At 61.9% G+C, this 26,309-nt stretch carries 25 protein-coding genes; 9 read left to right on the top strand and 16 right to left on the bottom strand.

From position 1 onward, the window contains the following. Positions 1-27: 27 nt before the first annotated feature. Together AB5Z05_RS12320 and metE are read right to left on the bottom strand one after the other, a co-directional pair. Positions 28-777, bottom strand: a complete 750-nt coding sequence (locus AB5Z05_RS12320) for a substrate-binding periplasmic protein (RefSeq protein ID WP_368151688.1) — start codon at positions 775-777, stop codon at positions 28-30. A 174-nt stretch (positions 778-951) separates the two neighbouring features. After that, positions 952-3,216 carry a 5-methyltetrahydropteroyltriglutamate--homocysteine S-methyltransferase gene (metE, locus tag AB5Z05_RS12315; protein WP_368151687.1) on the bottom strand — a complete coding sequence of 755 codons (2,265 nt, stop codon included), beginning with the start codon at positions 3,214-3,216 and terminating at the stop codon, positions 952-954. A 276-nt stretch (positions 3,217-3,492) separates the two neighbouring features. Between metE and AB5Z05_RS12310 the strand changes: the two genes are divergently transcribed. Beyond that, positions 3,493-4,401 carry a LysR substrate-binding domain-containing protein gene (locus tag AB5Z05_RS12310; RefSeq protein WP_368151685.1) on the top strand — a complete coding sequence of 303 codons (909 nt, stop codon included), beginning with the start codon at positions 3,493-3,495 and terminating at the stop codon, positions 4,399-4,401. A gap of 6 nt (positions 4,402-4,407) precedes the next feature. On the opposite strand, the gene AB5Z05_RS12305 is transcribed toward AB5Z05_RS12310, so the two are convergent. Beyond that, entirely contained in the window at positions 4,408-5,343 is a 936-nt protein-coding gene (locus AB5Z05_RS12305; protein WP_368151683.1) for a LysR substrate-binding domain-containing protein, read from the bottom strand. Positions 5,344-5,535: 192 nt separating this feature from the next. Between AB5Z05_RS12305 and AB5Z05_RS12300 the strand changes: the two genes are divergently transcribed. From AB5Z05_RS12300 to AB5Z05_RS12285, 4 genes are all read left to right on the top strand, one after another. Further along, entirely contained in the window at positions 5,536-6,273 is a 738-nt protein-coding gene (locus AB5Z05_RS12300; RefSeq protein ID WP_368151681.1) for an isochorismatase family protein, read from the top strand. A gap of 59 nt (positions 6,274-6,332) precedes the next feature. Next, a complete protein-coding gene (locus AB5Z05_RS12295; protein ID WP_368151679.1) occupies positions 6,333-7,232 on the top strand; it encodes a pirin family protein in 900 nt (299 codons plus the stop codon). After that, positions 7,229-8,488, top strand: a complete 1,260-nt coding sequence (locus AB5Z05_RS12290) for a CynX/NimT family MFS transporter (RefSeq protein WP_368151677.1) — start codon at positions 7,229-7,231, stop codon at positions 8,486-8,488. Before AB5Z05_RS12295 ends, AB5Z05_RS12290 begins: the two co-directional genes overlap by 4 nt. Before the next feature lie 100 nt (positions 8,489-8,588). After that, complete coding sequence (locus AB5Z05_RS12285; RefSeq protein ID WP_005352600.1) at positions 8,589-9,491, top strand: LysR family transcriptional regulator; 903 nt, start codon at positions 8,589-8,591, stop codon at positions 9,489-9,491. Between the two features lie 124 nt (positions 9,492-9,615). Here AB5Z05_RS12285 and AB5Z05_RS12280 read toward each other — a convergent pair whose 3' ends face one another. Continuing rightward, positions 9,616-10,506, bottom strand: coding sequence for a LysR family transcriptional regulator (locus AB5Z05_RS12280; RefSeq protein ID WP_368151674.1), 891 nt, complete (start codon positions 10,504-10,506; stop codon positions 9,616-9,618). A gap of 101 nt (positions 10,507-10,607) precedes the next feature. Between AB5Z05_RS12280 and AB5Z05_RS12275 the strand changes: the two genes are divergently transcribed. From AB5Z05_RS12275 to AB5Z05_RS12265, 3 genes are all read left to right on the top strand, one after another. Further along, positions 10,608-11,246: an NAD(P)-dependent oxidoreductase gene (locus AB5Z05_RS12275; protein ID WP_021231373.1), complete on the top strand. Its 639-nt coding sequence runs from the start codon at positions 10,608-10,610 to the stop codon at positions 11,244-11,246. A 428-nt stretch (positions 11,247-11,674) separates the two neighbouring features. Then, on the top strand, positions 11,675-12,718 hold the full coding sequence (locus AB5Z05_RS12270; RefSeq protein WP_368151672.1) for an isopenicillin N synthase family dioxygenase: 1,044 nt from the start codon (positions 11,675-11,677) through the stop codon (positions 12,716-12,718). Positions 12,719-12,850: 132 nt separating this feature from the next. Further along, the gene (locus AB5Z05_RS12265) at positions 12,851-14,014 is read left to right on the top strand and encodes a PLP-dependent aspartate aminotransferase family protein (protein WP_368151671.1); all 1,164 of its coding nucleotides are present in this window, start codon (positions 12,851-12,853) and stop codon (positions 14,012-14,014) included. A 109-nt stretch (positions 14,015-14,123) separates the two neighbouring features. Here the strand turns inward: AB5Z05_RS12265 and AB5Z05_RS12260 are convergent, their stop codons facing one another. The 3 genes from AB5Z05_RS12260 to AB5Z05_RS12250 form a co-directional block, all read right to left on the bottom strand. Further along, positions 14,124-15,788 (bottom strand): AMP-binding protein, encoded by a 1,665-nt coding sequence (locus tag AB5Z05_RS12260; protein WP_042052884.1) that lies wholly within the window; start codon positions 15,786-15,788, stop codon positions 14,124-14,126. 98 nt (positions 15,789-15,886) lie between these two features. Then, positions 15,887-16,165 (bottom strand): YfcL family protein, encoded by a 279-nt coding sequence (locus AB5Z05_RS12255; RefSeq protein ID WP_005333639.1) that lies wholly within the window; start codon positions 16,163-16,165, stop codon positions 15,887-15,889. Between the two features lie 99 nt (positions 16,166-16,264). Continuing rightward, positions 16,265-17,380, bottom strand: coding sequence for an ATP-NAD kinase family protein (locus AB5Z05_RS12250; protein ID WP_368151669.1), 1,116 nt, complete (start codon positions 17,378-17,380; stop codon positions 16,265-16,267). Positions 17,381-17,500: 120 nt separating this feature from the next. On the opposite strand from AB5Z05_RS12250, the gene AB5Z05_RS12245 reads away from it, so the two are divergent. Beyond that, positions 17,501-18,238 (top strand): TerC family protein, encoded by a 738-nt coding sequence (locus AB5Z05_RS12245; RefSeq protein WP_005333641.1) that lies wholly within the window; start codon positions 17,501-17,503, stop codon positions 18,236-18,238. A 96-nt stretch (positions 18,239-18,334) separates the two neighbouring features. On the opposite strand, the gene AB5Z05_RS12240 is transcribed toward AB5Z05_RS12245, so the two are convergent. The 9 genes from AB5Z05_RS12240 to AB5Z05_RS12200 form a co-directional block, all read right to left on the bottom strand. Next, complete coding sequence (locus tag AB5Z05_RS12240; protein ID WP_005333642.1) at positions 18,335-18,823, bottom strand: OmpA family protein; 489 nt, start codon at positions 18,821-18,823, stop codon at positions 18,335-18,337. A gap of 35 nt (positions 18,824-18,858) precedes the next feature. Continuing rightward, positions 18,859-20,088: a diguanylate cyclase gene (locus AB5Z05_RS12235; RefSeq protein ID WP_368151666.1), complete on the bottom strand. Its 1,230-nt coding sequence runs from the start codon at positions 20,086-20,088 to the stop codon at positions 18,859-18,861. After that, positions 20,085-20,642, bottom strand: coding sequence for a YfiR family protein (locus AB5Z05_RS12230; RefSeq protein ID WP_005333646.1), 558 nt, complete (start codon positions 20,640-20,642; stop codon positions 20,085-20,087). The genes AB5Z05_RS12235 and AB5Z05_RS12230 overlap by 4 nt, the downstream gene beginning before the upstream one ends. 189 nt (positions 20,643-20,831) lie before the next feature. Continuing rightward, the gene (gene tyrR / locus AB5Z05_RS12225) at positions 20,832-22,379 is read right to left on the bottom strand and encodes a transcriptional regulator TyrR (RefSeq protein ID WP_005333656.1); all 1,548 of its coding nucleotides are present in this window, start codon (positions 22,377-22,379) and stop codon (positions 20,832-20,834) included. Positions 22,380-22,527: 148 nt separating this feature from the next. Continuing rightward, positions 22,528-22,650 carry a 4a-hydroxytetrahydrobiopterin dehydratase gene (locus AB5Z05_RS12220; protein ID WP_257496256.1) on the bottom strand — a complete coding sequence of 41 codons (123 nt, stop codon included), beginning with the start codon at positions 22,648-22,650 and terminating at the stop codon, positions 22,528-22,530. Then, on the bottom strand, positions 22,647-22,985 hold the full coding sequence (locus AB5Z05_RS12215; protein WP_368151664.1) for a 4a-hydroxytetrahydrobiopterin dehydratase: 339 nt from the start codon (positions 22,983-22,985) through the stop codon (positions 22,647-22,649). The genes AB5Z05_RS12220 and AB5Z05_RS12215 overlap by 4 nt, the downstream gene beginning before the upstream one ends. Positions 22,986-23,048: 63 nt before the next feature. Continuing rightward, a complete protein-coding gene (gene phhA / locus AB5Z05_RS12210) occupies positions 23,049-23,843 on the bottom strand; it encodes a phenylalanine 4-monooxygenase (protein ID WP_368151662.1) in 795 nt (264 codons plus the stop codon). 153 nt (positions 23,844-23,996) lie between these two features. After that, complete coding sequence (locus AB5Z05_RS12205; protein ID WP_040069353.1) at positions 23,997-25,427, bottom strand: gamma-aminobutyraldehyde dehydrogenase; 1,431 nt, start codon at positions 25,425-25,427, stop codon at positions 23,997-23,999. Between the two features lie 29 nt (positions 25,428-25,456). Then, the gene (locus tag AB5Z05_RS12200) at positions 25,457-26,284 is read right to left on the bottom strand and encodes an ABC transporter permease (RefSeq protein ID WP_368151660.1); all 828 of its coding nucleotides are present in this window, start codon (positions 26,282-26,284) and stop codon (positions 25,457-25,459) included. Positions 26,285-26,309 lie beyond the last annotated feature (25 nt).

Raw genomic sequence — 26,309 nt, 5'->3', positions numbered from 1 at the left:
TGGCAAACCGCAGATGGCGGCTGCGCATCAACGATAACGTTCGACGATACGCGCCAACTCGCCGCTTTGACGCAGCTGTTGCAGGGCCCGGTTGAACTCGGTTATCCGGGTATTAAAGCGAGAGTGCTTACCGATGCAGAGATTGAACGGGGTAGAGGCAAGCTGCAGCGGCACCTCGACCACCTGCCCGGACAATCCCAGCTGGTTGAGTTTGAAACGAGCCACCAGTGGGTCGGTTACCATCAGATCCCCCCGCCCCGCCGCCAGCATCTTGAAGACATTATCAACATTGATGGTGTGATGAACGGTGAAGCCCGCCAGGTTCTCCTTGCCCCAGCCGTTACCGAAATAGTCGAGAAAGGTAAGCGATTTGAAGTCGCTCAAGCGGCTGGCACGCTGAAATTCCGCCATGCGGGGATGGGCGCGCTGGGTAAAAATGGTTAGCACAGTGGTGGTGACCGGCTCTTCCACAACCAGGGTATAGCTGCGCCGTTCCTGAGTGGCGATGGTGACAAAACCATCGGCCTGCGCCATCCGCACCATTTTTTGCGCCCGTTGCCACGGATAACCTTCATGGCGCACCCGCAGCCCCATCTGCGCTGCCACCCGCTCCATCACGTCGATCATCAGCCCGCGCATCTTGCCCTGTTCGTCACGCCACGAATATGGGGCAAAGTCGTCAAAGTAGACCAGCTTCAACTCGGCCGCTGGCGCCGCCCAGACACTCTGCCACATCAGCAATCCCCACAGGATTGCACTCCCCAGACTGACTCTCATGGCCGCGACTCCATCTACTTCTGCCAACTCTGAGCCTAGTGCAAAGCGGGCTGCGGCAAGGTTCAGGATCCAGTGGAAAAGTGGCCAACGAAAAAAGAGAGAGGAAGCAGTGGCTTCCCCTCTCTCGTTCGTTTGTCAGCACGCAACCTTACGATGGCGGTCACGGCTTGCCGGTTACGCCAGCTCGGCACGCAGCGCCTTGGTGGCATCGACCATCACCTTGAGGGCGGCTTCTGTCTCTTCCCAGCCGCGGGTCTTGAGGCCGCAATCCGGGTTGACCCACAGCCGCTCGGCCGGGATCTGTTTGGCCGCCTTGCGCAGCAACCCCTCAATCCAGCTCTGGCTCGGCACATTTGGCGAGTGGATGTCGTAGACGCCCGGGCCAATCTCGTTGGGGTAGTTGAAGCGCTCGAACGCTTCGAGCAGCTGCATCTGGCTGCGGCTGGTCTCGATGGTGATCACGTCCGCATCCAGCGCCGCCACCGCCTCGATGATGAGGTTGAAGTCGCTGTAGCACATGTGAGTGTGGATCTGGGTGCTGTCCGCCACCGGGCTTGCGCTCAGACGGAAGGCACGCACTGCCCAATCGAGATAAGCCTGATGATCTTGCTTGCGCAGGGGCAAGCCTTCGCGGATCGCCGGTTCGTCGATCTGGATGATCTTGATGCCGGCGGCTTCCAGATCAGCCACCTCGTCGCGAATGGCCAGCCCGATTTGCAGTGCGGACTGTTCGCGGCTCACGTCTTCGCGCGGGAAGGACCAGCAGAGGATGGTCACGGGGCCGGTCAGCATCCCCTTGACCGGCTTGTCGGTCAGGCTCTGGGCAAACTTTGTCCACGCCAGGGTCATGGGGGTCGGGCGGTCGATGTCACGGGTGATCACCGGCGGCTTGACGCAGCGGGAGCCATAGCTCTGTACCCAGCCGAAGCGGGTGATGGCAAAGCCATCCAGCAGCTCACCGAAATACTCCACCATGTCGTTGCGCTCGGCCTCGCCATGTACCAGCACGTCCAGCCCGATGGCCTCCTGACGCGCGATGGCATCGCGGATCTCCGCCTTAATGCCCGCCTCATAGGCGCGGTTATCGATGCGACCGGCACGCCAATCCTGCCGCAATACCCGGATCTGCGAGGTCTGCGGGAAGGAGCCGATGGTGGTGGTGGGCAACAGCGGCAGCTTGAGATCCGATCGCTGCAGCTCGGCCCTGACCGGATAGGGGCTGTGGCGATCAAAATCGCTGTTGGTGAGGCTGGCGAGCCGTGACTGCACCGCTTTTTTGTGCACCCGGCTGTCAGACTCCCGATCGACGATGGGCTGGCTGTAGGCGGTGATTTTGTCGAGCTCGCCCCCATCCAGATACTCTCTGAGCAGTCCCAGCTCGAAGCATTTTTGCAAGGCGAAGGCGAACCAGCTGCGGGTCTGGGGATCCAGCTCCTGCTCCAGGGTCAAATCCACCGGGCTATGCAGCAATGAGCAGGATGAGGCCACCCAGAGCCGCTCGCCGAGTCTGGCTTTCAGTGCCTTCAGAGTCGGCGCCAGCTTGGCCAGGTTGGCACGCCAGACGTTGCGGCCGTTGATCACCCCGGCGGAGATGACCCACTGGGCCGGCAGATGCGGCACCAGGGTCTCCAGCTGTTCGGGGGCGGCCACCAGATCCAGATGCAGGCCATCCACCTTGAGGCTGGTGATGATGTCGCGCTGATGGGCCACCGAGCCGAAATAGGTGGTGAGCAGCAGCTTGCAGGGGCCCGCGAGGCGCTCGTAGGCGTTGAGATAGGCCAGCCGCCACTCGTCCGGCAAGTCCAGCGTCAGCGCAGGTTCATCGATCTGTACCCACTCCACCCCTTGGGCGGCCAGTTTGGCCAGGATCTCCTGATAGACAATCAGCAGGCGATCGAGCAGTTCAAGGCGAGAGAAGCCGCTCTCTTTCTCCTTGCCAAGCCACAGGTAGGAGACCGGCCCCAGCAGCACCGCCTTGACCGGCAGCCCCAGCGCTTTGGCCTCTTCTACCTCGTCAAACAGCTGGCTCCAGCCCAGTTTGAAGCGCTGATCACGGCTGAATTCCGGCACCAGATAGTGATAGTTGGTGTTGAACCATTTGGTCATCTCGGCGGCGGCCGCCGCCGGGCCGGTCGGCGCACGGCCGCGGGCGACCCGGAACAGGGTGTCGAGATCGGTCTCGCCATGGCGGTGGCGGGCAGGCACTGCATCTACCAGCAGGCTGGTGCCGAGCACCTGATCGTACCAGGCGAAGTCGCCCACCGGCAGCAGATTGATCCCGGCGCCGTGCTGGGCCTGCCAGTGGCGCTCACGCAGCGTCTTGCCCACGGCAACGAGTTCGGCCTGAGTGGTCTCGCCACGCCAGTAGGATTCGAGGGCAAATTTCAACTCGCGCTTGGCGCCGATACGGGGGAAGCCCAGGGTGTGTGCTCGTGTCATAGGTTCATTTCCTTATGCTCATTCATCTGATGGGAAACTGGACGATTTAGCCATCCAGATGTTTACACATCCAAAATGACAAGATAAGGTGACGCTGGCTATTGAATCCTCTTCAAGTGGCTCTCAAATAATCCTCAACTGACCGCCGGTAAGGTTCACCGCGAGGATACAGAGGCCGATGTTTACAGGTGCAAGAGGTGGCGGAGTCAAGAAGCGCAGCAGGCCACCGCCGACCGTAACCTCAGCGCCATACGCAATCTCACAAGGAGCCATCTTATGGCAGTGCCAAGCAATGCAGGGATAGAGATCAAACACTTGAAAACATTGACCGCGCTGGCCGAGCAGGGCTCGCTGGCCGGTGCGGCGCTGACCCTCAACCTTACCCAGTCCGCCCTCTCCCACCAGCTCAAAGAGCTGGAGACCCGCCTCAATCTGGAGCTCTACCTGCGCAAAAGCCGCCCGCTGGTACTGACCGCAGCCGGCAGCCAGCTGCTCGTCCTCGCCCGTCAGGTACTGCCCGCCCTGGCCCAGACCGAGAAGCAGTTGCAGGCCCTGCAGAGCGGCGATGCGGGCAGGCTGCATCTGGCGCTCGATTGCCACAGCTGCATCCAGTGGCTGCTGCCGCTGTTGCCCGATTTTCGCCGCCAGTGGCCTGGGGTGGATCTGGAGGTGGAGTCAGTGCCGGGCTTTGATGCCATCAATGCCCTGCTAGGCGGCCAGCTCGACCTGCTGCTCACCTCGGACGTGCAGGCCCGCGGCGATCTCCACTTCGAGCCGCTGTTTGCCTTCGATCTGACTCTGGTGATGGCGCCGGATCATCCCCTCTGCCACCAGAGCCACATCGAGCCAGGCGATCTGGGGCCGGAGGTGCTGCTGGTCTATCCGGTGGAGCGCAACCGCATGGATATCTTCAGCCGCTTTTTGCAACCCGCCGGGGTGGAGCCCGCCCGCTGCAAGCCGGTGGACAACACCTCGGTGATGCTGCAGATGGCCGCCGCCGGCCTCGGGGTTGCCGCCCTGCCGCGCTGGGCCAGTGACGAGTTTGTCAGACAAGGGATGCTCTGCGCCCGTCCCCTCGGCAGCGGTATTCGTCGCCATATGTATGGCGCGGTGCGGACCGCCGATCGGGATCAAGCCTGCCTGCAGAGCCTGTTCGAGCGCATTCGCCGCAAGATGGAGGGGTAGCCCTCCTCAGCGTGGCTGACCGACCTCTGCCAACAGTGCAGGCAACTGCGCCTTGATAAAGTCGATGAGGGCCCTGACCGCCGGTGACAGACCGCGCCGCGCGGGATAGAGCATCACCAGCTTGCCATCTTTGGGACGCCACTCGGGCAACAGTTGTTGCAGCCGCCCATCCTCCAGCTCATTGACGCAGGCGTAAAGTGGCAAGCCCACTATCCCGAGCCCCGCCAGCGCCGCCTGTTTGAGGGTTTGCACATTGTCGCTGCGCAGCAGCACATTGACCGCCACCTCCACACTCTCCCCGCTATCGTGCCGCAGCCGCAACAGATCGGCCTGACGCTCCAGCGAGCTGAAAAGCAGGGCATCCTCTCCCTCCAGCTGGCTAGGGTGCGCCAGCGCATTGTGGCGGGAGAGCCACGCCGGGGTCGCCAGCACGCCCCACTGCACCGTACAGAGCGGTACCTGCACCAGACTGGAGGGGGGCTGCTCGAAGGCCACCCCGCGGATCACTACATCCAGCCCCTCCTCCAGCAGATCCACCTGCCGGTTGCTGGCTTGCACGGCGAGCCTCACCTTGGGGTATTGCGCCATAAAAGTGGGCAGCAAGCGGGCAAGCAGCGCATCGGCAATGGTAATGGGCACGCTGATGCGCACCAGACCGCTCGGCTCCTGCTGCCGTTGCCGCACAGCCGCCTCTCCGGCCTGCGCTTCGGCCAGCATCGCCTGACAGTGGCGATAGAGCACCTCACCGGCATCGGTCAGGCTGAGTTGGCGCGAGGTACGTTGCAGCAGCCGGGTATCCAGCCGTTCCTCCAGCAGCCGGATCCGGCGCGAGATCCGCGACTTGGGCACACCAAGCGCCCGCGCGGCGGCAGTGAATCCCTGCCGCTGCACCACATGGGTGAAGAGATAGAGATCATTCAAATCAAGTTCCAGTGGTGTCATCGGGTAGCCTTGGTCAGGGTGAGGTGCATTCACATCGTTCCACCAATAGAACGATAAGAACCTATTTCACCAGATTGTCGCCATTTTAGCAGCCATCATAATGACCCTGTCCCCATCAGACGGTTGCTGCGCGGGCAATCCGCCCCACCAGCAAGGGCCGTTTGACTGTTCCGATATCACAAGGAGTTCACCATGAAACTGCGACAAATCTGCTCTGCCACCCTGCTCGGTCTGGCGACCCTGACCGCCACGCTGGCCACCACAGCGACACCGGCTATAGCTGCCGAGGCAACCAGCCATCCGACCGTATCACCCAACCGCTATCTGGAGATGCTCTCCCGAGACAATGCGGTACTGCTGCTGGTCGACCATCAGGTCGGCTTGCTGAGCGGCGTGCGCGACACCACGGTGGGCGAGCTCAAGCACAACGTGGTGGCGCTGGCCAACGCCGCCCGCGCCCTCGGCGTGCCGGTGATCGTGACCGCGACCATGCCCGATGGCATGTGGGGCCCCACCATGCCTGAACTGACCAGTGCCCTGCCGGATGTGAAGGTGATCAACCGCACCGTCATCAACGCCTGGGACGATCCTGCCGTGCGCGCCGCCATTGAGAAGACCGGCCGCAAACAGCTGATCATCGCCGGTGTATCCCTCGAGATCTGCGCCAGCTTCCCGGCCCTCTCTGCCAAGGCTGCCGGCTATGATGCCCGGGTGGTGCTCGATGCCTCCGGCACCTTCAACGAAGCCAAGCGCACCACTGGGCTGCAACGCTTGCTGGGGGCCGGTATCCCGGTCACCGACTACGCCTCCGCCGCGGTCGAGATGCTGCGCAGCAACGTCGACCCCAAGGCGCACGATGTCTACAGCGCCCTCGACATGCCTTTCGCCACTCTGGTGTGGCAGATGCAAGAGGGTGCCAAGAAGTCGTAACTCGCCCCGCCTTCGGTCAGATGACCGAAGGCTTCTTTTGTCTTCAAGAGGTTATATCGATGACCAGACGCCTGACTCTCTCCGCCCCCGTCAAGGGCCAACCGCTGCGCATTGGCAACGGCTTTGAAGCCAGCCATTTTGGCGAACACTTTTTCAACGGTCTGATAGACCCCGTGGTGATGGTGGATCACTTCCAGATGACCGCCTCCACCTTCGAGCCCCATCCCCATGCCGGGATCTCTGCCGTCACCTATCTGTTCGAGGATTCGACGAGCCCCCACGTCAACTACGACTCCCTCGGCAATCAGGGCCCCATCGAACCGGGGGCGCTCCACTGGCTGGCGGCCGGGCGCGGGGCCGTGCATACCGAGCAGCCGGAGGGAGCATCGCCCTATGTCCACGCCCTGCAGATCTTCGTCAACCTGCCTGCCCGTCAGAAGATGGCGTCGCCTTTTGCCGTCCACGCAGCCGCAGCCACCATCCCCGAGTTTCATGGCGAAGGGGTGCGAGTACGGGTGGTCGCAGGCCACAGCAACGGGATAACAGCACCACACTCGGTAGAACTGCCCCAACCCTTTACCCTGCTCGATGGCCATTGCGCGCCTGGCAGCCGCTTCACCCATCTGCTGGCGGCAGGCTGGAATGCCATGATCTATCCCCTGACCGGATCGCTGACCCTGCAGGCGGAGGGAGAGCGGCACCTCATCCCGGCAGGTCACGGGATGGGTGTCAGCCTCTCTGCCGATGGCGGCGAGGCGGTGGCTCTGCAGCTTGAGGCCACCGAGCCCTGCCACTTCGTGCTGCTCTCAGGCCAGGCGCTCAATGAACCCCTGGTCAAACATGGCCCCTTCGTCATGAACAGCCACGACGCCATTGCAGATCGGCTGCATGCCTATCAGCGCGGCGAATTTGGTCAGCTCAACGATGAGTGGCTGCGCAACGGCCAATATCGGCCATGAGCACGCTCGCTGGCCACCAGCCACAAAGCACGCGCTGGCCTCTGGTCTTCCTCGCCATTTTTGCCGGTGCCAGCGGCGCCCTCTGCCTTGGCAAAGTGCCCGCCGTACTCGGCATACTGCGCAGCGAGCTGGGGCTGACACTGGTCGAAGCCAGCTATCTCGCCTCAGCTTTCAATACGCTGGCGATCCTCTTCAGCCTTTTTCTCGGCCTATTGCTGACCCGCTGGAGTGGGCGGCAAACCGGGGTTGTCGGGCTTTTGGTTATCGTCACAGGCGGTGCGTTGGCGCTGCCCGCCACCGGGCTGGCCATGATGCTGCTGTCGCGCATTGTCGAGGGGATTGGCTTTTTGCTGCTCTCGGTGGCTATGCCCGCCTTTATCGTGGCTGTGACCCGGGAGGAGGATAAGCGACTGGCCTTGAGCCTGTGGGCAGTCAACCTGCCTCTCGGGGCGGCGGCGGGTATGCTGCTCACCCCCTGGCTCACGGCGCAAGGTGGCTGGCGACTGGCCTGGCTGATCCTGATGATCCCGCAACTCTCTGTCCTGCTGCTTCTGCTCGCCAGTCGCTCAGCAGATAAACTGCGGGTCTGGGCACCCCAAAACTCGATCAACTCGGGCCACCCGCTGCGCCAACTCACGGTGCTCCGGCAGAAGGCACTCTGGCGCTACGGGTTGGCGTTCACGCTCTACAGCCTGATGCTCTGGGCGCTCTTTGTCTGGCTGCCAACCATGTTGCAAGGCAGCCCCGGGATTGGCCAAAGCCAGATCGCCCTGCTTTCAGCGCTGGCGGTGGTCGCCAATATTCCCGGCAACCTGATGGGGGCATGGCTGCTGCGCCGGGGCGTGGCACGAGATCGGCTCATCAGCTGGGCACTGGGCCTGATGGCGCTGTGCGGCATGCTCGCCTTCTGGCCCGGCCTGTCGCCGTGGTGGGCCTATGGATTGTGCCTCGTCCTCTCCCTTTCGGGTGGCATGGCGCCGCCGGCGATCCTCTCGTCTGCGCAGGGAGTGAGTCAGGGGCCGGTGCAACTGGCCATCGTGCAGGGATTTTTTGTCCAGCTCGCCAACCTCGGTCAGCTGCTGGGGCCCTTGCTGCTGGCCGCCCTGATGACAGACAACGGCTATTGGGGAAATGCTCGCTGGCTCTTTCTGGGCGGCTTGCTGCTGGTCGCGCTACTCTATGCCGCGGGCCACCTGCCGGGCTCAAGCATGGCTGCAAAACAGGCTCGATCGCATTCGCGGCAAGATGGAAGATGACGAATAGAGAGGGAAACATCACAGTTATCGCAGGGAATGCTGGCCGGACAAGAGGCTGTTCAGTATGTTAACTGTTTAATCTTGCTTAACGGTAGCCACCATGTCTCAAGTCGATCTCAATCTCTTTCGCGTCCTCGATGCGGTGATCCGCTATGGTGGTGTCACCACGGCCGCCGAGATGATGGAGATGACCCCCTCGGCCATCAGCCAGGCCATCAGCCGCCTGACCACCCTGGTGGGCGAGCCGCTGTTTGTCCGCCAGGGACGCGGCATCACCCCCACGGCGCGAGCGCTCAGTCTGCACCACGAGATCATGGTGCCGCTGCACGACATGGAGCGCAGCCTGCAGCGCACCGATCTCTTTGATCCCCAGACCAGTCGGCGCACCTTTCGCATCGCGGGGGTGCCCGATATCGATATCTTCTTCCTGCCGGAGCTCAACAACCTGCTGCAGACCCAAGCCCCCAACTGTCAGCTGGAGTGGAACACCCAGGTGCAGGACGAAGCCCTGCGCCAGAACAGCCTCTATCTGCACAGCGTGGATCTGGTGCTGGCCACCAAGCCGATGGCGGAGCAGGGGATCGAAAACGAGCAGATCATGTCCCAGGCCCTGCGCATCGCCTGCCGCAAGGATCACCCCAGGATCCGCCAGGCCCCCGACATGGCCACCTTCTTCAACGAAAAGCACGTGGTATTGCAAACCAGGCGGCTCGACAGCTTGCTGCTCAACACCCTGACCAAAGCGCCGCTGCCGCCGCGCCAGATTGCCTACGAGAGCGACTCCCTGCTCACCGCCCTTCATCTGGTGAGTCGTACCGACTGGCTCTGCGTCGCCAGCCAGTGGCACATGGAGAAGCTGGGGCAAGCGCTGGATCTGGCCAGCTATCCCCTCCCCTGGCTCTCGGAGGATTGCCCCGTCTACATGAGTTGGCACAAGAGCTCCGGTCAGGATACCGGGCTTAATTGGCTCAAAGATCAGGTGCGGGCCGTCAGTTCGTTTTAAGTATGCTTAACAGTCAAGCATGCCCATCTCCTCATCCGGGCTATCGCTCTTCTCGACAAACCGCCTTATGGATAATCCCCCTTCAGGATAATCGGGCGCCTTTTCTCAACCATTAAGGCACAGCTCATGACGACATCATCGTGCCGAAGTAGCTGCGCAGCGCCTCCACCACCCGCCGCACCTTCTCCGGGATCTCCCGCTGCGGCGTGATGGCGTGGATCTCCATCGGCTGCACCCGAAAACCGGGCAGCAGTTCGAGCAGACGCCCCTGTGCCAGATCCTCGCCAATCTCCCCCTCCGGTTGCAGCGAGATCCCCTGCCCCGCCAGCGCAAACTGGCGCAGGGGCAACACGTTATTGCAGAGCACCTTGGCCTTGAACCTCACCCTGTGCTCGCCCCCCTTCTCATCCTGCAGCAGCAAACCGTTGCCCAGCATGTCGCCACAGAGCCAGTCGTGAGTGGCCAGATCGGTGGGTGTGCGCGGTGTTCCCTTGCGCGCCAGATAGGCGGGGGCGGCGCAGAGCAGCATCCGGGTCTGCCCCAGTTTGCGGGCCACCAGGGTCGAATCGGGCAAGGTGCCGACACGCAATGCCACGTCGATCCGCTCGGCAATCAGATCCCGCTTCTCGTCGTCGGCGATGATCTGGATGGTGAGGCCGGGATGGGCCTGCAACAGCGGTGAGAGGGCCAGCGCCAGCGGCTGGCCCGCCATCCCCACCGGGGCGGTGATCCGCACTTCCCCGAGCAGGGCGTCGCGCACCTCCGAGAGGCGCAGTTCGGTCTCGCTCAGAGTCTGCTGCAACGCCCGGCACCCTTGCCACACCACCTCTCCCGCCTCGGTCAGACTGAGACGACGGGTGGAGCGATGGAGCAGGGGCAACCCGAGCAGGCTTTCGAGCTGGCTGATATGCTGACTGACGGCGGAGGGGGTCATGCCAAGGGATTTGGCCGCCCCTGTCATGCTGCCCGCTTCCACCACGGCGGCGAAGATGGCGTAACGTCTGAGCTGTTCCATTATTAAATCCAGCTTATAAGTGAATGCATTTTTGAGGTGATTATTAAATCATAAATGACGGCGTAGGATAGCCCCATTCCAACAGTGAAGGAGAGTTCCCCATGAAGATTGCCCTGATCGGTGCCAGCGGTTTTGTCGGTTCAGCCATCCTGAACGAGGCCATCAGCCGCGGCCATCACGTCACCGCCATCGTCCGCGATGTCAGCAAGGTGGCCGCCCATCCGCAGGTCACCGCCGTTGCGGTGGATGCCCAAAACCCGCAGGCATTGGCCGAAGTGCTCAAGGGGCACGATCGGGTGATCAGCGCCTACAACCCGGGCTGGACCACACCGGATATCTACGACCAGTACCTCAAGGGCGCCAACGCGATCGTCGCAGCAGCCAAAGCGGCCAACAGCTGGCTGCTGGTAGTAGGTGGCGCCGGCAGTCTGGAGGTTGCCCCAGGCGTGCAACTGGTGGATACCCCTGAGTTTCCGGCCGAGTGGAAACAGGGGGCGCTGGCGGCCCGCGACGGTCTCACCGCCCTGCGTCGTGAAACCACCCTCGACTGGCGCTTTGTCTCTCCCCCGGTGTTCCTCGAACCGGGCGAGAAGCGCGGCGGCTATCGGATTGGTGGCGATCAGGTGCTCTTTAGCGGCGAACAGCCTGCCGGGATCACCGCCGGTGATCTGGCCGATGGCGTGCTGAACGAGGTGGAAAAACCGGCTCACCAGCGCCAGCGCTTTACCCTGGGTTACTGAGAGCCTGCAACCGGTTAAGGCCAGAATGCGCGGTCACTTGCCTGAGCACCCGGTCAGGTGAACACCCGCTCAACCAGAAGGGAGGCATCCGCCTCCCTTCTGTTTTGGTCATTTTTACCGCGGGCAGCTTGCCTCTGGTTATCACTCTCCTTCCCATCATTTCCCATTCCGCCCTTAATGGCTGCGCAAAAAGCAGCCACCCATTACACACCGAATTCCATTTCGAATTTTGTATATAACTAAGAATAATTTGTTGTTTCCGTCTTATAACACCGAACAGTAGCATCCCCTTCATTCCAGATGGCGCCACACCGCTGCGCATACCGCCACACTGTCGCGCCATCCCGTTTGCCGCTTATCAGGTCTGCCAACAGCGGAGGCAGTGCAAGAGATGGCGCCAGAGATAACGAAAGAGTGAGGAGGTGCACATGGAACATTCACCACTGCCGATCATCGATCTGGCAGCCCTCAACGGGGCACCCGACCTGCGTCGCCCTATGCTGGCCCGGCTGGCCGCGGCCGCCCGCGACGTCGGCTTTTTCTATCTGACAGGGCATGGCCTGAGTGACGCCGAGCAACGAGAGACTCTGGCGCTGGCAGAGCGCTTCTTTGCCCTGCCGGAGCAGGAGAAGCTGGCGGTGCAGATGGTCAACAGCCCCCACTTTCGCGGCTACAACCGGGTCGGTGCCGAGCTGACCCGAGCGCGGCCGGATCTGCGGGAGCAGTTCGATATCATGAACGAGGCGCAGGCCCTGCCTGCGGCCCTGATCCGTGAACCATGGCAGCGGCTGATCGGCCCCAACCAGTGGCCGACCGCCCTGCCAGAGATGAAAGGCCATCTGCTGGCGTGGCAGGATCGGCTGAGCGACATCACCCTCACCCTGCTGGCCGCTTTTGCCGAGGTGCTGGAGCAACCGGCCAACGTGTTTGACGACAGCATCCGCGGCGCCCCCTACCAGCACATGAAGCTGATTCATTACCCGGGGCACGAGGCGGGCGGCAGCAGTCAGGGGGTCGGCGCCCACAAGGATCCCGGCTACCTGACGCTGGTGATGCAGGACAATCACTCGGGGCTTGAGGTCGAGACGGCCGACGGCTGGATCTCCGCGCCCCCCCTGCCGGGAGCGCTGGTGGTCAATATCGGCGAGCTGCTGGAGCTGGCCTCCAACGGCTATCTCAAGGCGACCCTGCATCGGGTGGTAAGCCCGCCGCCTGGCGTCTCGCGTCTCTCCTGCGCCTTCTTTATGGCGGCGCGGCTCGATGCCACCGTGCCACTGCTCAGCCTCTCCCCCGCGCTGGCCGCGCAGGCGAAAGGGCCGGAGAGTGACCCGACCAACCCGCTCTTCTATCAGGTTGGGGAGAACGTGTTGAAAGGGCGGCTGCGCTCCCACCCGGACGTGGCGGCGCGTCACTATGGGCCGGTGGAACCTGCTCACCTCCCGCGCACTGAAAGCGAAGCGATACCGGCCTAAGCAGCGCAGAGATCCACAGGTGGGTATATGCATAAGCCACAAGCCGCATGCACATACCCGCCCTGATAAAAACAACAAGCAACGAACAACAAACAAGTCATGGCCAGAGCCTGGCCATCACGGAGCAACACGATGAAATTCAAGACCATGAGCGTACACAGCGGCCAGCGGATCGACCCACAGACCGGTGCCCTCACCACCCCGCTCTACCAGAGCAGCACCTTCAGCTACTTCAACGCCCAGGCGGGCAAGGAGCGCTTTGCAGGTCAAGCCCCCGGCTTTATCTACAGCCGCTTTGGCAACCCCACCACCGCCGAGCTGGAGCAGAAACTGGCGGCGCTTGAAGGTGCCGATGAAGCGCTGGTGGTGGCGAGCGGCATGGCGGCGGTGAGCGCCATCATGTATGCCCTGGCCGACAGCAGCGATGAGGTGGCCTATATCGGCCCACTCTACGGCGGCACCGATGCGTTCCTCAAGCAGACCTTCAGCCGCGCCGGTATCAAGGTCACCGCCTACGAGAGCGACCGGGATCTGCTGGCCAACATCCGCCCTGCTACCAAGGTGGTACTGTTCGAAACCCTGACCAACCCCACCCTCAAGGTGGTGGATCCGCGGCTGGTGGTGGAAGCGGCCCGCAAGGTGGGCGCCATCACAGTGTGTGACAACACCTTCCTCACCCCCTACCTGCTGCGCCCGCTGGAGCTCGGGGTCGATGTGGTGATGCACAGCGGCACCAAGTATCTGGGCGGCCATGGCGACATCATCGCCGGGGTGGTAGCGGGCTCTCACGCCCTGATGAAGTCGATCCGCACCGTGGCCCTCAAACATATCGGTTCTCCCATTGGCCCGCAGGAGGCTTACCTGCTGCAGCGTGGGGTCAAGACCCTACCGCTGCGGATGGATGCCCACCTGCACAATGCGCAGAAAGTGGCCGAGTTTCTGGCCGCCCATCCGGCGGTGAAGAAGGTGATCTACCCGGGGCTTGCCAACCATCCGGGCCACGATGCCCTCGGCGCCTTCGCCAGCGGCTTTGGCGGCATGGTGAGTATTGAACTTGAAGGCGGGTTTGAGCGCTGCGCCACCCTGCTCGATAACCTGCAACTGTTCGTGCAGGCGGTGAGTCTGGGGGATCTCGAGAGTCTCGCTTGCCATCCGGCCAGTACCACTCACGCCGCCATGGACGAGGCGAGCCGCCTCGCCGCCGGAGTCAACGACGACCTCATCCGCTTCAGCATCGGGGTGGAAGATGCCGACGATCTGATCGCCGATCTGGCTGCCGCGCTGGCGCAGATCTAACCGGGCGCGCTTTTACTCGCCGACAAAACAGCGGCGAGTGATATGCCCCAAACACAACAACGGCCCATCAAGGGCCGTTGTTGTTTGTTGCGCTATGGAAAAACGGGATTTACTCCTCCCACACCACCACCTGGGATGAGGGCCAGCGATCCCCGACTTGGGCGTACTTTTGCTCCAGCAGGTGACGCTTGATCTTCATGGTGGGAGTCAGCACACCGTTCTCGATATTCCAGGGGGTCTTCACCACCAGAATGCCGCGAATTTTGGCATGGGATTCGAGCTGATCGTTGACCCGTACCCGCGCCGCTTCCAGTCTGGCGTTGACCTCCTCCCGATTGCCCTTCATGGCACTCTCGGCCAGCTGCACCAGTGCAATGGGCTGGGGCATGCCGTAACCAATCACGCAGAGCTGTTCGATAATGGGCTCCTGCCCCAGCAGTCCCTCGATGGGCACCGGCGCCACATACTTGCCCTTGGCGGTCTTGAACACATCCTTCATCCGGCCGGTGATGGTGAGATAACCCTCCTTGTCCAGCTTGCCCATGTCGCCGGTGTGGAGCCACCCCTCGGCATCGATGGCCTCGGCGCTGTGCTCGGGGTCCTTGTAGTAACCCAGCATCATCCCTTCGCAGCGGCAGAGGATCTCCCCTTCGTCAGAGATCTTGATGGTCACCCCGATCCCCGCCTTGCCGACGGTGCCGATCTTGTCGGCGCGGAACGGGTAGTTGATGGTGGAGTAGGCGTGGTTCTCGGTCATGCCCCAGGCTTCAGTCACCTTGAGACCGATGCTCAGATACCACTCAAGCAGCGCAGGGGAGACAGGCGCGGAGCCGCAGCCGAGTACCCGGGCCTGATCCAGTCCCAACCCCTTTTGCAGCTTGCGTTTGATAAGGCCGGAGATGAGCGGGATCTTGAGCAGCAGTTCGAGTTTCTTCTGGGGCAGCTTCTCGTGGATCTTGATGCGGAACATGGCCCACAACCGCGGCACCGAGATAAAGACGGTGGGACGGCAGCGTTTGACATCTTCGATAAAGGTGTCGAGGGATTCGGGGAACGCGATGGTAGCGCCGCCATAGAGACTACCGCCGTAGATGTAGACCCGCTCGGTAATGTGGGCCAGCGGCAGGTAGGAGAAGCCCCGATCGGCCTGGCTCAGGCTCACCGTCTCCACCAGCTTCTCGCACGACCAGGCGTAACGCTCAACGCTCAGCATGGCCCCTTTCGGCTTGCCGGTACTGCCGGAGGTGTAGACCAGACTCAGCAGGGAATCAGGGGCCTGCACCGGGCTGTCAGGGATCGGCTCATGCGCCTCCAGCAGATCGTCCCACTGGTGGCTGGCCGGCATGGTGTCATAGGGGAAGGCGATGCGCAGCAGATCGGCGGGTACGCCCGCCTCCTGACTCTTCCAGTCATCCAGCTTGCCGACGAAGATCGCCTTGGCTTCGCTGTGGCGCAGCACATATTCGATGGTGTCGACGTTGGCAGTCGGGTAGATGGGCACGCTCACATACTGCCCCATCTGCATCGCCAGATCGGCGATAAACCACTGGGCGCAGTTCTTGGAGAGCAGCGCCACCTTGTCACCGGCCACCAGACCGAGGTGACGCAAGGCCGTCACCATCCGCCGCGCTTCATCGGCCACTTCACCCCAGGTGAAATCGACATATTCGCGGTTGATGGTTTGACGCAGGTAGGTTCGATCAGGACACTGCCGCTCCCAGTGATAGAGCATCTCGAGCGGCAGTTTATTGGCAATGCGTGAGGAGGAGGCCATAGTTTAATCCCTGAAACAAAAGGCGAAACTTATTATTAACCTTTCACTAACTTCAGGGGAAGAATAAACTCAAACTTCAGTTTGAATTGTGTATCCGATCAAGCTTCTGCGTCTTGTTGCAAACGACTCCACATAGCCTGCACCAGTTTTTCATCCTCTTCAGAAAGCTCACCTTGCAAGATCGCCTCGTTGAGGCTGCGCAGCACATAGCTCTTGACGTCCCGCACCAGGGTCTTGCCTTCCAGCTCGGCCCGGGCAACGGCCAATGAGATATGACCTCGCAGGTAACCCCCCGCAAACAGCTCATCGTCGGTCGCGGTGGCAACCATGCTGTCGATCAGTCCCAACAACTTGTGCTCAAAATCGTGAATCGTCATGTAACGCAGCCTCATTTGCGGCAAAAAATTCGGGGGTATGGAACCGCAATCCGGTTGATTGCAGCTCTCTGGCGCCAGGCCAGCAGCGTCCTTGGCGTCCTATTCCGGGTTGGCCACCGGGTAGATGACCTGATCCTTGTATCCCGTGGTTATTCGCAGATAACCACGCAACGCCCGGTTTAATTGCGGATCATCGGTGTCCACCAGCAGCGGCCTGCCCGCAAGGGCGGCAAGCTTGGCTTTGGTTGCCAGCACCTGGATATTCTCCAGCCCGACACACCGAATCACCTCAGGACTCAATTGCTGATTTCCGCGCCCGAACAGATGTCCCTGTCCGCCTATCAGGGTAATGATCAGTCGGCAGCGACGACCGCGGATCCGGGTCAGGATCTCGGCGGCGCTGAGATCCTGCCCGATAAGTCGGCCATTTTCCACCAGATCCACACCGAGCAAAGTATTTTCCAGACCGAGCTCTGCCATACAGGCTGCCACCGTGCTGCCGGAGCCCATCAGATAGAGGGTATCGGGCTCCATCTGCTCCACCACACCGGCGGCGAGATCCGCCAACACCAGCTCTTCGGACTCCTTTCCCCCCTGTTTTACCGCCTGCACATAACGCAGATCGCCGGGCACCTTCAGCTGGCCGTAGTGGCGGGCCCGCACCTTGCCCGCGCGAAACGCCTCCTCGTCGATGTCGCGCACCTCGGCATCGATCAGGCTGAGCAGTTCCCCTGCGATCATCCGCGCCACCACCCGCCCGCTGGCGGCGGGGGTCACCCCGTAGACGCCGGAGTGGATCTTGCACCCCGCCGGAATGCCGAGCACATGGCAGGACTCCCCCACCGCGGCGCAGATATCCCGCGCCGTGCCATCGCCACCGGCAAACAGCAGCAGAGCGACCCCGGCTTCGCGCATCAGCCCGGCGGCGTGGCGGGTATCATCGGCCGAGGTGCTCTCCCCGGCCGGTTGATAGATGACCCGACAGGGCAACCCCAGCTCGCGGGCCACCGCCTCCCCCATCTCTCCCGCCACCGTCAGCAGTTCAAACGGGACGCTCAGCTCGCACAGTGGCAACAGAGCTTGCCGCGCCCGCTCCTGCGCCTTGGGCACAGCGCCTCGGGCCAGCGCCTCGGCAACCACACCGTCACTGCCCTTGAGCCCCACTGCACCGCCAATCCCGGCGACCGGATTAATAATGAACCCTAATCGAAACATGCCAGCCTCCCTTGCGATGGCCACCATTTTTATCTTTTCCCCCCTCTGGGACAAGCAGTGGCGCCCCTGCTAGAATGCGCTGCTTCAATTTTCCAACCAATTTTCAACCAAGGTTCAATCATGCTGGAATGGGTTCTTGATCCCTCTGCCTGGGTCGCACTCGCCACCCTTACCCTGCTCGAGATCGTGCTGGGCATCGACAACATCATCTTTATCTCCATCCTGGTAGGTCGCCTGCCGGAGGCGCAGCGTCAAAAAGCGCGCATTCTGGGTCTGGGGCTCGCCATGGGCACCCGGATCCTGCTGCTGCTCTCGCTGGCCTGGGTGATGCGCCTCACCGATCCGCTCTTCACCGTGCTGGGTGAAGCCATCTCCGGCCGCGACCTGATCCTGCTGCTGGGGGGCCTGTTCCTCATCGGCAAGAGTGCTCACGAGATCCACGTCACCCTGGAAGGGGCGGCCGAGCCGGAGAGCGTCAGCAAAGCGGCTTCGGGCTTTATCAGCACCCTGATCCAGATCGCCATCCTCGATATCGTGTTCAGCCTCGACTCGGTGATCACCGCAGTCGGCATGGCCGATCACGTGCCGGTGATGGTGCTGGCGATCATGATTGCCGTCTTCATCATGATGTTTGCCGCCAAATCCATCGGTGATTTCGTCGACAGCCACCCCACCATCAAGATGCTGGCCCTCTCCTTCCTCACCCTGGTGGGCTTCGCCCTGATGGCCGAGGGGATGGACCTGCATATTCCGAAGGGCTACATCTACTTCGCCATGGCCTTCTCGCTGGTAGTGGAGATGATCAACATCCGCCTGCGCAGCCATCACGACAATAACGGGCAAAATAGCGCGCAGTAACCCTGCCCCCACATGCCCCCGCGACCCCAGCTGTCGCGATCAAAAAGAGCGCCGGTCGGGCGCTCTTTTTTTATGGGTAACGAAACGATGAAAGGGTTATTGATCGCTGATGACGATGGCAACCCGGCGGTTGGCGGCCCGGCCCTCTCTGGTCTTGTTATCCGCCAGCGGCATGGTCTCGCCACGGCCATGGATCTCCAGATTGGCTGGCTTCATGCCGACCGAGACCAGCACATCGGCCACCGACTGGGCCCGCTTCAGGGAGAGCTGCTGGTTGTAGCTGCTCTCGCCGGTATTATCGGTGTGCCCATCCACCCGCGCCTTGTCCAACCCTACGCCAAGCAGTGTTTTACCCAGTTTTTCAACGGATTGACGAGTCTGGGGATTGAGCGCCCCCACGTTGTTGGCAAACAGCACCCGGTTGGCCAGATCCAGCGTCCACCCCTCATCGGTCAGATAAAAGCCCTGCTCCTTGAGCACGGCGATTTGCTCCGGGGTCAACCCTTTGGGCGCGCTCTGGCAACCGGCCAGCAGCGACAACATCAACCCCAGCAGGGTCACTTTCAACAGGTGGGTGATCTTCATGGTTTGCTCCTTGTTTATGTTGTTATTCTTGCCAGTCAGGCGATGGTTTGCTGTTCGCTGTGGCGCGCCCGTTTCGCCAGATACATGGCCGCATCGGCCTGATCACACAGCACGCTGGCACTCATGCCCGCCTGATAGACGGCAAAGCCGACACTCACCTCTGCCACCAGCTGACGACCATCACGCAGCGCCACCGGTTCGCTCATCGCCTGCTGGATGCGGCCAATCACCTCTTCCACCTCATGCTGTCGCTGGAGTGGGCCAACCAGCACAGCAAACTCGTCACCACCGAGGCGAAAAACCAGATCATCCGGACGCAGCTGATGTTGTACCCGTCTTGAGAGCGCGATCAGCACATCGTCACCGGCGTTGTGCCCCAGCGTGTCATTAATTTGCTTGAAGCGATCGCAGTCGAGATAGAGCAGCGCAAACCCCTCTTGCTCGCCGAGGGAGATGGCCTGCGCGAGCCGCGCTTCAAACAGAGCGCGATTGGGCAGTCCGGTGAGGGCATCGTGGGTCGCCTGATGGAGCAGGCTGGCATTTTCGCGGGCCTGCTGGGCCTGCCAGGCTTGCAGCTCGTCCAGCAGGGAGTTGAAGTCATCCCCCAGCTCGTTAATCTCGACGATATCGGCCGGTGGCGCCCGCATCCCCAGGGTGCGCTGTCGGCGTACCGAGTGGGCGACAAGTGCCAGTTTGCGCAGCGGTGCGGTGATGGAGACCTGCATCCGGTCAGCCACATAGAGTGCCACCATGGCGCTCAGCATCAGGCAAACTACCATCACCAGCAGCGCCGAGAGCAAAAACAGCAACAGATATTCACCGTGGCCGCGCAGCTCGATGGTGGCGATCTGCTCACCACCCCGCAGCATGGGGAGTTTGACAGGCCCCGGCATCAGCAGTTGGGCCAGATAGTCTTCGAGCGTCACCAGCGGGTTGCTTCTGGGGCGCTCCCAACTGGCGAGCAGCTGGCCATTTGTCAGCACGATAGTGGCTTCAGCCACCTCTTCCTTGGCAACGATGCCACTGAGCGCCTCGCTCGCCGCCTCCTCATCGTGGAACACCACCGCCGCCTCGGCGCTGTAGCTGATGGCGCGGGCTACCAGCTCCAGATTGTGGTCGGCGTAAAAACGCACTACCAGCAGGGCCACCAGAGTAAAAAAGAGTCCTGCCACGCTGACGGCTGTAATGGCGGCCACCAGATGGGTTCGCCCCAGGCTCTGACGCAGGGTCAGACGGCGGGGAGCCGCGCTCACCTGTCGTCTCATGGAACCCCCTTGTCGGCATGGGCCAGCTTGAGCACGGCGGGATGCACCCGCACGCCGCTCAGGGCCAGAGCATCGAGGTTCACTTTAAACCGCACCCGCACGCTGTCCGGCGAGGTCTGCAGGCAGAACACCGAGCTGGTGGAGCAGTCGTGGTTGTATTCGCTGATGCTGAGCACTGGGTGTCCCTGCAGGCGGGCAAACAGCGCAATCCGGGTCGGCTCGTCGAGCACCCCCAGATAGAGCACATCGCAGTGATCGCTGATGGCCGGATCGCTCGCCTCGTAACGATGGACCTGCACGGTACGCCCATTGGCCTGACGATCGATGGTAAAGAGAGCGCCGGCATATTCGGTCGGCGCCGCCACACACATGCGCAGCACCGCAGGCTCGGTGGGCCAGCGGGTATAACTCATGATATCGAGCACCAGCTCCCTGACCGCCGTCGCCCGGCTCTCTGCGGCCGTTTCCGCCAGCGCGCGGGGCAACAGCAGGCCAAACGCAACCAACAGGAGCGCCAGACGGGCAGTTAAACGGGGGGAAAAGAGTAACAGCATGATCGGGAGGTAGTCGCCTTGACAATACCGCTGCTATGGCATTGCGGTTCGGGTACATGAACCCAGATAGTAAGTTGGCTGACACTGGCCTGACAAGTCTCACCCCGCCATCAACTACCGAGTTCGTGTAAAGAAAACGGAGAGCCCGTCTGGTAACGGGCTCTCTGGTAGCAGGCAACAAGACGGAAATCACTTCTTGCTGATGCCGTATTCTCGCAGCTTGTTGGCGATGGCGGTATGCGACACGCCCAGGCGTTTGGCCAGCTGGCGCGTCGACGGGAAGGCGGGATAGAGCCGGGCCAGCAGCTGGCTCTCGAAGCGCTTCACCGCATCGTCGAGATTCCCCTCAAACCACTCGTCGATCAGCGGCATGGTATCGGCCGCCACCGGCAGGTCGATCTGCTCGGGCCCCAGTTCATCCCCTTCCAGCAGGGTCATGGCACGGTAGAGACAGTTGCGCAGCTGACGCACGTTGCCCGGCCAGCGGTAGGCGGTCAGGTAGTCGGCCATGTTGCGGGTAAAGCGCGGACGGGGTCGCTGCAACTCGCTGGCAAAGCGGGAGACAAACTGCTGGGCCAGCACCATGATGTCTGCCTTGCGCTCGCGCAGGGGGGGCAGCGCCAGACTGAGCACGTTGAGGCGATAGTAGAGATCCTCGCGGAAGGTTCCTTCGTGCACCAGATCCAGCAACTGCTTCTGAGTGGTGCAGATGAAACGCACGTTGACCTTCACCTCCTGCTCGTCACCAACCCGGCGGAACACCCCATCCTGCAACACCCGCAGGAACTTGGTCTGCAGATGGGGAGACATGTCGCCGATCTCGTCCAGCATCAGGGTGCCGCCGCTCGCCAGCTCCAGCACGCCGCGCTTGCCCTCGGTGTTGTTGCCAAAGGCACCGGGGGCATAACCAAACAGCTCGCTCTCGGCCACGTTATCGGGCATGGCGGCGCAGTTGAGGGCCATAAAGGGGTGGCTGGAGCGCAGGCTGGCCCCGTGACAGGCACGGGCCAGCAGCTCCTTGCCGGTACCGGTCTCACCGACAATCAGCAGCGGCGCGTCCTGCATCGCCAGTTTGCGCGCTTGCGACAGCACCTCTTTCATCTTGGGGCTCTCGGCCTGCAGATGCTCGAAGCCCCCCACTTCCACCGCATGAAGCGCGCTGAAGTGCAGGCCGACCCGGCGGGCAGATTTGAGCACCACCACGGCCCCGGCCAGCGCCTGCTTGCCGCGGGCTTCTGCCACGAACAGCGGCATCAGATCTGCCAGATACTCTTCGCCATTGAAACTGAGCTTGCAGGTCTGCGGCTTGATCTCGCTCGCCTCCAGCCAGCGGGTGAAGGAGAACCCCTTGACCAGCGAACCGAGCGCCACGCCGCGCACCTCCTCCACCGGCAAGCCGAGGGTGGTGAGGGCAGACTGGTTGGCCTGGGTCACCTTGCCCTTGCTATCGAGAGAGAAAACCAGATCCGGCAGCGCCTTGAGCAGCGCCTCGATTTCGTGGTGCTCTCGCTCGGAAGGCATGTAGGGGATGGTCTTGACGTCGTAGACGCCGGGAATGCGGCGGATCTCCGGCATCAAATGCTGAAAATCACTGAACTCCAGCTCGGGAAAGTTGAGATAGATGATGCCTGAGGTATCGATTTCGATGCCGCGCAGATCGATATTGTGCTCCACCAGGCGGTCGAGCAGTTCCCGGGTCAGGCCCAGGCGGTCTTCACAGCTGACTTCAAGACGCATTCGGGACACACTTCCTAGCTAACTCTATGAATGAGCGGATAATACAGTCTCGATCCCCCCAGTGCGAGCGCCAGCCCATAAAAATGCGGGCCCGCCCCGCTTTCGCAGGCAGGCCCGGGTCAACCGATGACGCTGCTGTGGGGTGCGATTACCGGAGCAACTGATCGGTGCGCGCCGCCATGATGAAGTCGTTGCGATGCAAACCGCCGATCTTATGCATCCACCAGCTGACGATCACCATATCGCTCACTCGATGAGTGGTGGCGTTCACTTCAGCAGCTCATCCGTGCGTGCAGCCATGATGAAGTCGTTGCGGTGTAATCCGCCGATCTTGTGGGTCCACCAGCTGACGGTTACCTTCCCCCACTCGGTCAGGATGGCCGGATGATGGAACTCCGCCTCCGCCAGCTCCCCCAGGCGGTTGGTAAAAACCAGCGCCTCCTTGAAGTTGCGAAACGTAAATTCCCGCCGCAGTTGCAGCGCCCCCTCCTCCACCAGCGGCTGCCAGTCGGGAATAAGCTGCATCAGCTCGCGCAGCTCCTCATCGCTCACCTTGGGGGCATCGGCGCGGCACGCTTCACACTGCTGGCTGGCCAGTTCGGACATAAGTTACTCCTGCTTGAATTAATGAAAAATTAATGAAAATGAAATAGGGTTGTTTGCTTTTGGTCAGCTTGCCTGTTTGCCAGCGGGAACCTCAAAGCGCGGCGGATAGAGGCCAAGCCGACTGGCCTCGGCCAGAGCAGCCATGATCTCCTCCCCGGTCAGCTGGTAGAGATGATCGAGACTCGGCAGCACAAAATAGGTGGGCTGCATGATGTCGATGCGATAGGGGGTGCGCAGCACAGTCAGTAGATCGAAGGGTTGCAGCAGCGGCTTGCCGGAAAGGGCATAGGCGGTCTCGCCAATGGAGGAGAGAATGCCGCCACCGTAGATACGCAGCCCGTCCGGCGTCGCCAAGAGGCCAAACTCCACGGTGAACCAGTAGAGCCGCGCCAGAAAAACTCGCTGCTCCTTGCTCGCCTGCTGCCCCAACTGACCGTAGAGGTGGGTGAAGTGGGCAAAGGCCGGATTAGTCAGCATGGCGCAGTGGCCGAAGATCTCGTGAAAGATATCCGGCTCTTGCAGGTAGTCGAGCTCGTCCCGGCGCCGGATAAAGGTCGCCACCGGAAACTGGCGATTGGCCAGCAGGGCAAAGAAGCGATCGAACGAGATAAGCGCAGGCACCGCCGCCACCGACCAGCCGGTAGCAGGCTGCAAGACGGCGTTGATCTCGGCCAGCTGGGGGATGCGATCACGGGGCAGCCCCAGTCTGTCGAGACCGGCCAGATACTCGTTACACCCCTTGCCAGCAAGAGCGGCGAACTGACGTTCGATCAGGATCTGCCAGGTGCCGTGCTCTTCGTTGCTGTAGTGGATCACCCCGTCAGCATCCGGCTGGTGGGCGGTGTAAAAGGTTGCCATAGCGGTTCCATCCTCTGGCGCCATATCAAGGCGCCTTGCCGTTTCATCACGGTTTCACTGTAACGAAATGGCAACAAAAAAAGCAGCCGACCCATGAGTCGGCTGCCTGAAAGAGTTGTAAATAAATTGTGACAACCCGCTAGCCAATCCCCACTACAACTTGACCATGATATGGCGCGGCACAGTGTAATCCTCCAGCGCATAGAGGGAGAGATCCTTGCCGTAGCCCGACATCTTCATGCCGCCATGAGGCATCTCGGAGGTGAGCATGAAGTGGGTGTTGATCCAGGTGCAGCCATATTGCAAGTGGCTGGCCACCTTGCTGGCGAGGCTCAAATCCTTGGTCCAGACCGACGAGGCGAGGCCATAGTCCGAGTCGTTGGCCCACTGCACCACCTGCTCGGCATCGTTGAAACGGGTCACCGACACCACGGGGCCAAACACCTCGCGGCGCACGATCTCATCCTCCTGCCGGGCCCCGACAATCAGAGTCGGCTCGAAGAAGAAGCCGTTGCCGGGACGGATCTTGCCCCCCGCCGTCACCTCCACATGACCGCTGCTCTGGGCCCGCTCGACAAAGCTGGCGACCCGGTTGCGCTGTCTGTCCGAGATAAGCGGCCCCATCTCCACACCCTCCTCGTACTGACTTCCCACCTTGATGGAGGCCACCGCATCGGTCATGGCGGCGACAAACTTGTCGTAGATCTTGCCCTGGGCATAGATACGGCAGGCGGCGGTGCAATCTTGCCCTGCATTGTAGAAGCCGAAGGTGCGAATGCCCGCTACCACCGCCTCCAGATCAGCATCGTCGAAGATGATCACCGGTGCCTTGCCCCCCAGCTCAAGGTGGGTGCGCTTCATGGTGCGGGCGGCGCTTTGCAGGATCTTCTGGCCGGTGGCGATATCGCCGGTGAGCGACACCATCCGTACCAGCGGGTGCTCCACCAGCGGTGCCCCCACGCTTTCCCCCCGCCCGCAGATGACGTTGATAACGCCGCGGGGGAAGATCTCGCTGGCCAGTTCGGCAAGACGCAAGGCGGTGAGCGGGGTCTGCTCGGAGGGTTTGAGCACCACCGTATTGCCCGCCGCCAGCACCGGCGCCATCTTCCAGGCCGCCATCATCAGCGGGTAGTTCCAGGGGGCGATACTGCCCACAACACCTATGGGATCGCGGCGGATCATGCTGGTGTGCCCCTCGAGATACTCCCCCGCCAGCGGCCCTTGCAGGCAACGGGCCGCCCCGGCAAAGAAGCGGAAGCAGTCCACCACCGCGGGCAGCTCGTCATTGAGCACCGCCAGATAAGGTTTGCCGCAGTTGAGGGATTCCAGCGCTGCAAACTCCTCGGCGTGGCGCTCGACGAGATCCGCCAGACGCAGCAGCAGGTTGCTGCGGCTTGCCGGGGTGGTGCGGCTCCACTGGGCGAAGGCGCGCTGGGCACCGTTCACCGCCCGGTTCACCTGTTCGAACGAGGCTTCGGGCACGGCGGCGATCTGTTCGCCGTTGGCCGGGTTGAGAATGGGTTCAGCCTGCCCCTCGCCGGTCACAAACTGGCCATCAATCAAGAGTTGGGTAGAGAGTTTCATGGTTGCATCCTTGCGCACGCGTTGAGTCATCATTTGCCACTGCCAGCGACATCGTGGGTGTCGCGAGTAAGGTAGTAGGCAAGCAAAATGGGGATAGTGGTGAAGGCCACTATGATGAGGGCCACCACGTTGGTGACCGGCCTATCTCGGGGGCGGATCAGCTCCTGATACATCCAGATGGGCAGGGTGGTCTGCTGGCCCGCCGTAAAGGTGGTGACGATCACTTCGTCAAAACTCAGGGCAAAGGCCAGCATGCCCCCCGCCAGCAGCGCAGTGGCCAGATTGGGCAGGATCACGTAGCGCAGGGTCTGGAAGCCGTCGGCCCCGAGATCCATCGACGCCTCGATGAGGCTCTGGTTGGTGCGGCGAAAACGGGCCAGCGCATTGTTGTAGACCACCACCACACAGAAGGTGGCGTGGCCGATAACGATGGTCCAGAAGCTGAACGGGATCTCCATCAAGCCGTAGGCCGAGCGCAGCGCGATACCGGAGACAATACCGGGCAGCGCGATGGGCAGCACCAGCAAGAGCGACACCACCTCCTGACCGAAGAAGCGGCTGCGGGCAATGGCCCCTGCCGCCAAGGTGCCGAGGATCATGGCTGCCAGCGTCGCCAGCCCCGCGACCTCCAGCGACAGCTGGATGGCACGCCACACATCGGGACGATTGAGGGTCACCTCGAACCACTTGAGGGTGAGCCCGGGGGGCGGAAACTGGTAACTCTTGCTCTCGCTGGTGAAGGCGTAGAGGAAGATAAACAGAATGGGAAAGTGCAGGAACAAGAGTCCACCGATGGCGGCGTACTTGAGCAGGCCCGAAGGGCGCTCTCCCTGACGGCTCACTGAGCTAGCTGACATGACGGCCTCCTTGCTGCCGGTTCAA

The sequence above is a fragment of the Aeromonas sp. R2-4 genome (assembly GCF_040908365.1).
GTDB classification, from domain to species: Bacteria; Pseudomonadota; Gammaproteobacteria; order Enterobacterales; family Aeromonadaceae; genus Aeromonas; species Aeromonas veronii.
The sequence above is the reverse complement of the archived record's forward strand: the minus strand, read 5'-3'. Positions and strand labels throughout refer to the sequence as shown.

Bases quoted from the DNA above. Each gene is read 5' to 3' on its own strand.
- AB5Z05_RS12320 (WP_368151688.1), bottom strand. From the start codon at position 777: ATGAGAGTCAGTCTGGGGAGTGCAATCCTGTGGGGATTGCTGATGTGG.
- metE (WP_368151687.1), bottom strand. From the start codon at position 3,216: ATGACACGAGCACACACCCTGGGCTTCCCCCGTATCGGCGCCAAGCGC.
- AB5Z05_RS12310 (WP_368151685.1), top strand. From the start codon at position 3,493: ATGGCAGTGCCAAGCAATGCAGGGATAGAGATCAAACACTTGAAAACA.
- AB5Z05_RS12305 (WP_368151683.1), bottom strand. From the start codon at position 5,343: ATGACACCACTGGAACTTGATTTGAATGATCTCTATCTCTTCACCCAT.
- AB5Z05_RS12300 (WP_368151681.1), top strand. From the start codon at position 5,536: ATGAAACTGCGACAAATCTGCTCTGCCACCCTGCTCGGTCTGGCGACC.
- AB5Z05_RS12295 (WP_368151679.1), top strand. From the start codon at position 6,333: ATGACCAGACGCCTGACTCTCTCCGCCCCCGTCAAGGGCCAACCGCTG.
- AB5Z05_RS12290 (WP_368151677.1), top strand. From the start codon at position 7,229: ATGAGCACGCTCGCTGGCCACCAGCCACAAAGCACGCGCTGGCCTCTG.
- AB5Z05_RS12285 (WP_005352600.1), top strand. From the start codon at position 8,589: ATGTCTCAAGTCGATCTCAATCTCTTTCGCGTCCTCGATGCGGTGATC.
- AB5Z05_RS12280 (WP_368151674.1), bottom strand. From the start codon at position 10,506: ATGGAACAGCTCAGACGTTACGCCATCTTCGCCGCCGTGGTGGAAGCG.
- AB5Z05_RS12275 (WP_021231373.1), top strand. From the start codon at position 10,608: ATGAAGATTGCCCTGATCGGTGCCAGCGGTTTTGTCGGTTCAGCCATC.
- AB5Z05_RS12270 (WP_368151672.1), top strand. From the start codon at position 11,675: ATGGAACATTCACCACTGCCGATCATCGATCTGGCAGCCCTCAACGGG.
- AB5Z05_RS12265 (WP_368151671.1), top strand. From the start codon at position 12,851: ATGAAATTCAAGACCATGAGCGTACACAGCGGCCAGCGGATCGACCCA.
- AB5Z05_RS12260 (WP_042052884.1), bottom strand. From the start codon at position 15,788: ATGGCCTCCTCCTCACGCATTGCCAATAAACTGCCGCTCGAGATGCTC.
- AB5Z05_RS12255 (WP_005333639.1), bottom strand. From the start codon at position 16,165: ATGACGATTCACGATTTTGAGCACAAGTTGTTGGGACTGATCGACAGC.
- AB5Z05_RS12250 (WP_368151669.1), bottom strand. From the start codon at position 17,380: ATGTTTCGATTAGGGTTCATTATTAATCCGGTCGCCGGGATTGGCGGT.
- AB5Z05_RS12245 (WP_005333641.1), top strand. From the start codon at position 17,501: ATGCTGGAATGGGTTCTTGATCCCTCTGCCTGGGTCGCACTCGCCACC.
- AB5Z05_RS12240 (WP_005333642.1), bottom strand. From the start codon at position 18,823: ATGAAGATCACCCACCTGTTGAAAGTGACCCTGCTGGGGTTGATGTTG.
- AB5Z05_RS12235 (WP_368151666.1), bottom strand. From the start codon at position 20,088: ATGAGACGACAGGTGAGCGCGGCTCCCCGCCGTCTGACCCTGCGTCAG.
- AB5Z05_RS12230 (WP_005333646.1), bottom strand. From the start codon at position 20,642: ATGCTGTTACTCTTTTCCCCCCGTTTAACTGCCCGTCTGGCGCTCCTG.
- tyrR (WP_005333656.1), bottom strand. From the start codon at position 22,379: ATGCGTCTTGAAGTCAGCTGTGAAGACCGCCTGGGCCTGACCCGGGAA.
- AB5Z05_RS12215 (WP_368151664.1), bottom strand. From the start codon at position 22,985: ATGTCCGAACTGGCCAGCCAGCAGTGTGAAGCGTGCCGCGCCGATGCC.
- phhA (WP_368151662.1), bottom strand. From the start codon at position 23,843: ATGGCAACCTTTTACACCGCCCACCAGCCGGATGCTGACGGGGTGATC.
- AB5Z05_RS12205 (WP_040069353.1), bottom strand. From the start codon at position 25,427: ATGAAACTCTCTACCCAACTCTTGATTGATGGCCAGTTTGTGACCGGC.
- AB5Z05_RS12200 (WP_368151660.1), bottom strand. From the start codon at position 26,284: ATGTCAGCTAGCTCAGTGAGCCGTCAGGGAGAGCGCCCTTCGGGCCTG.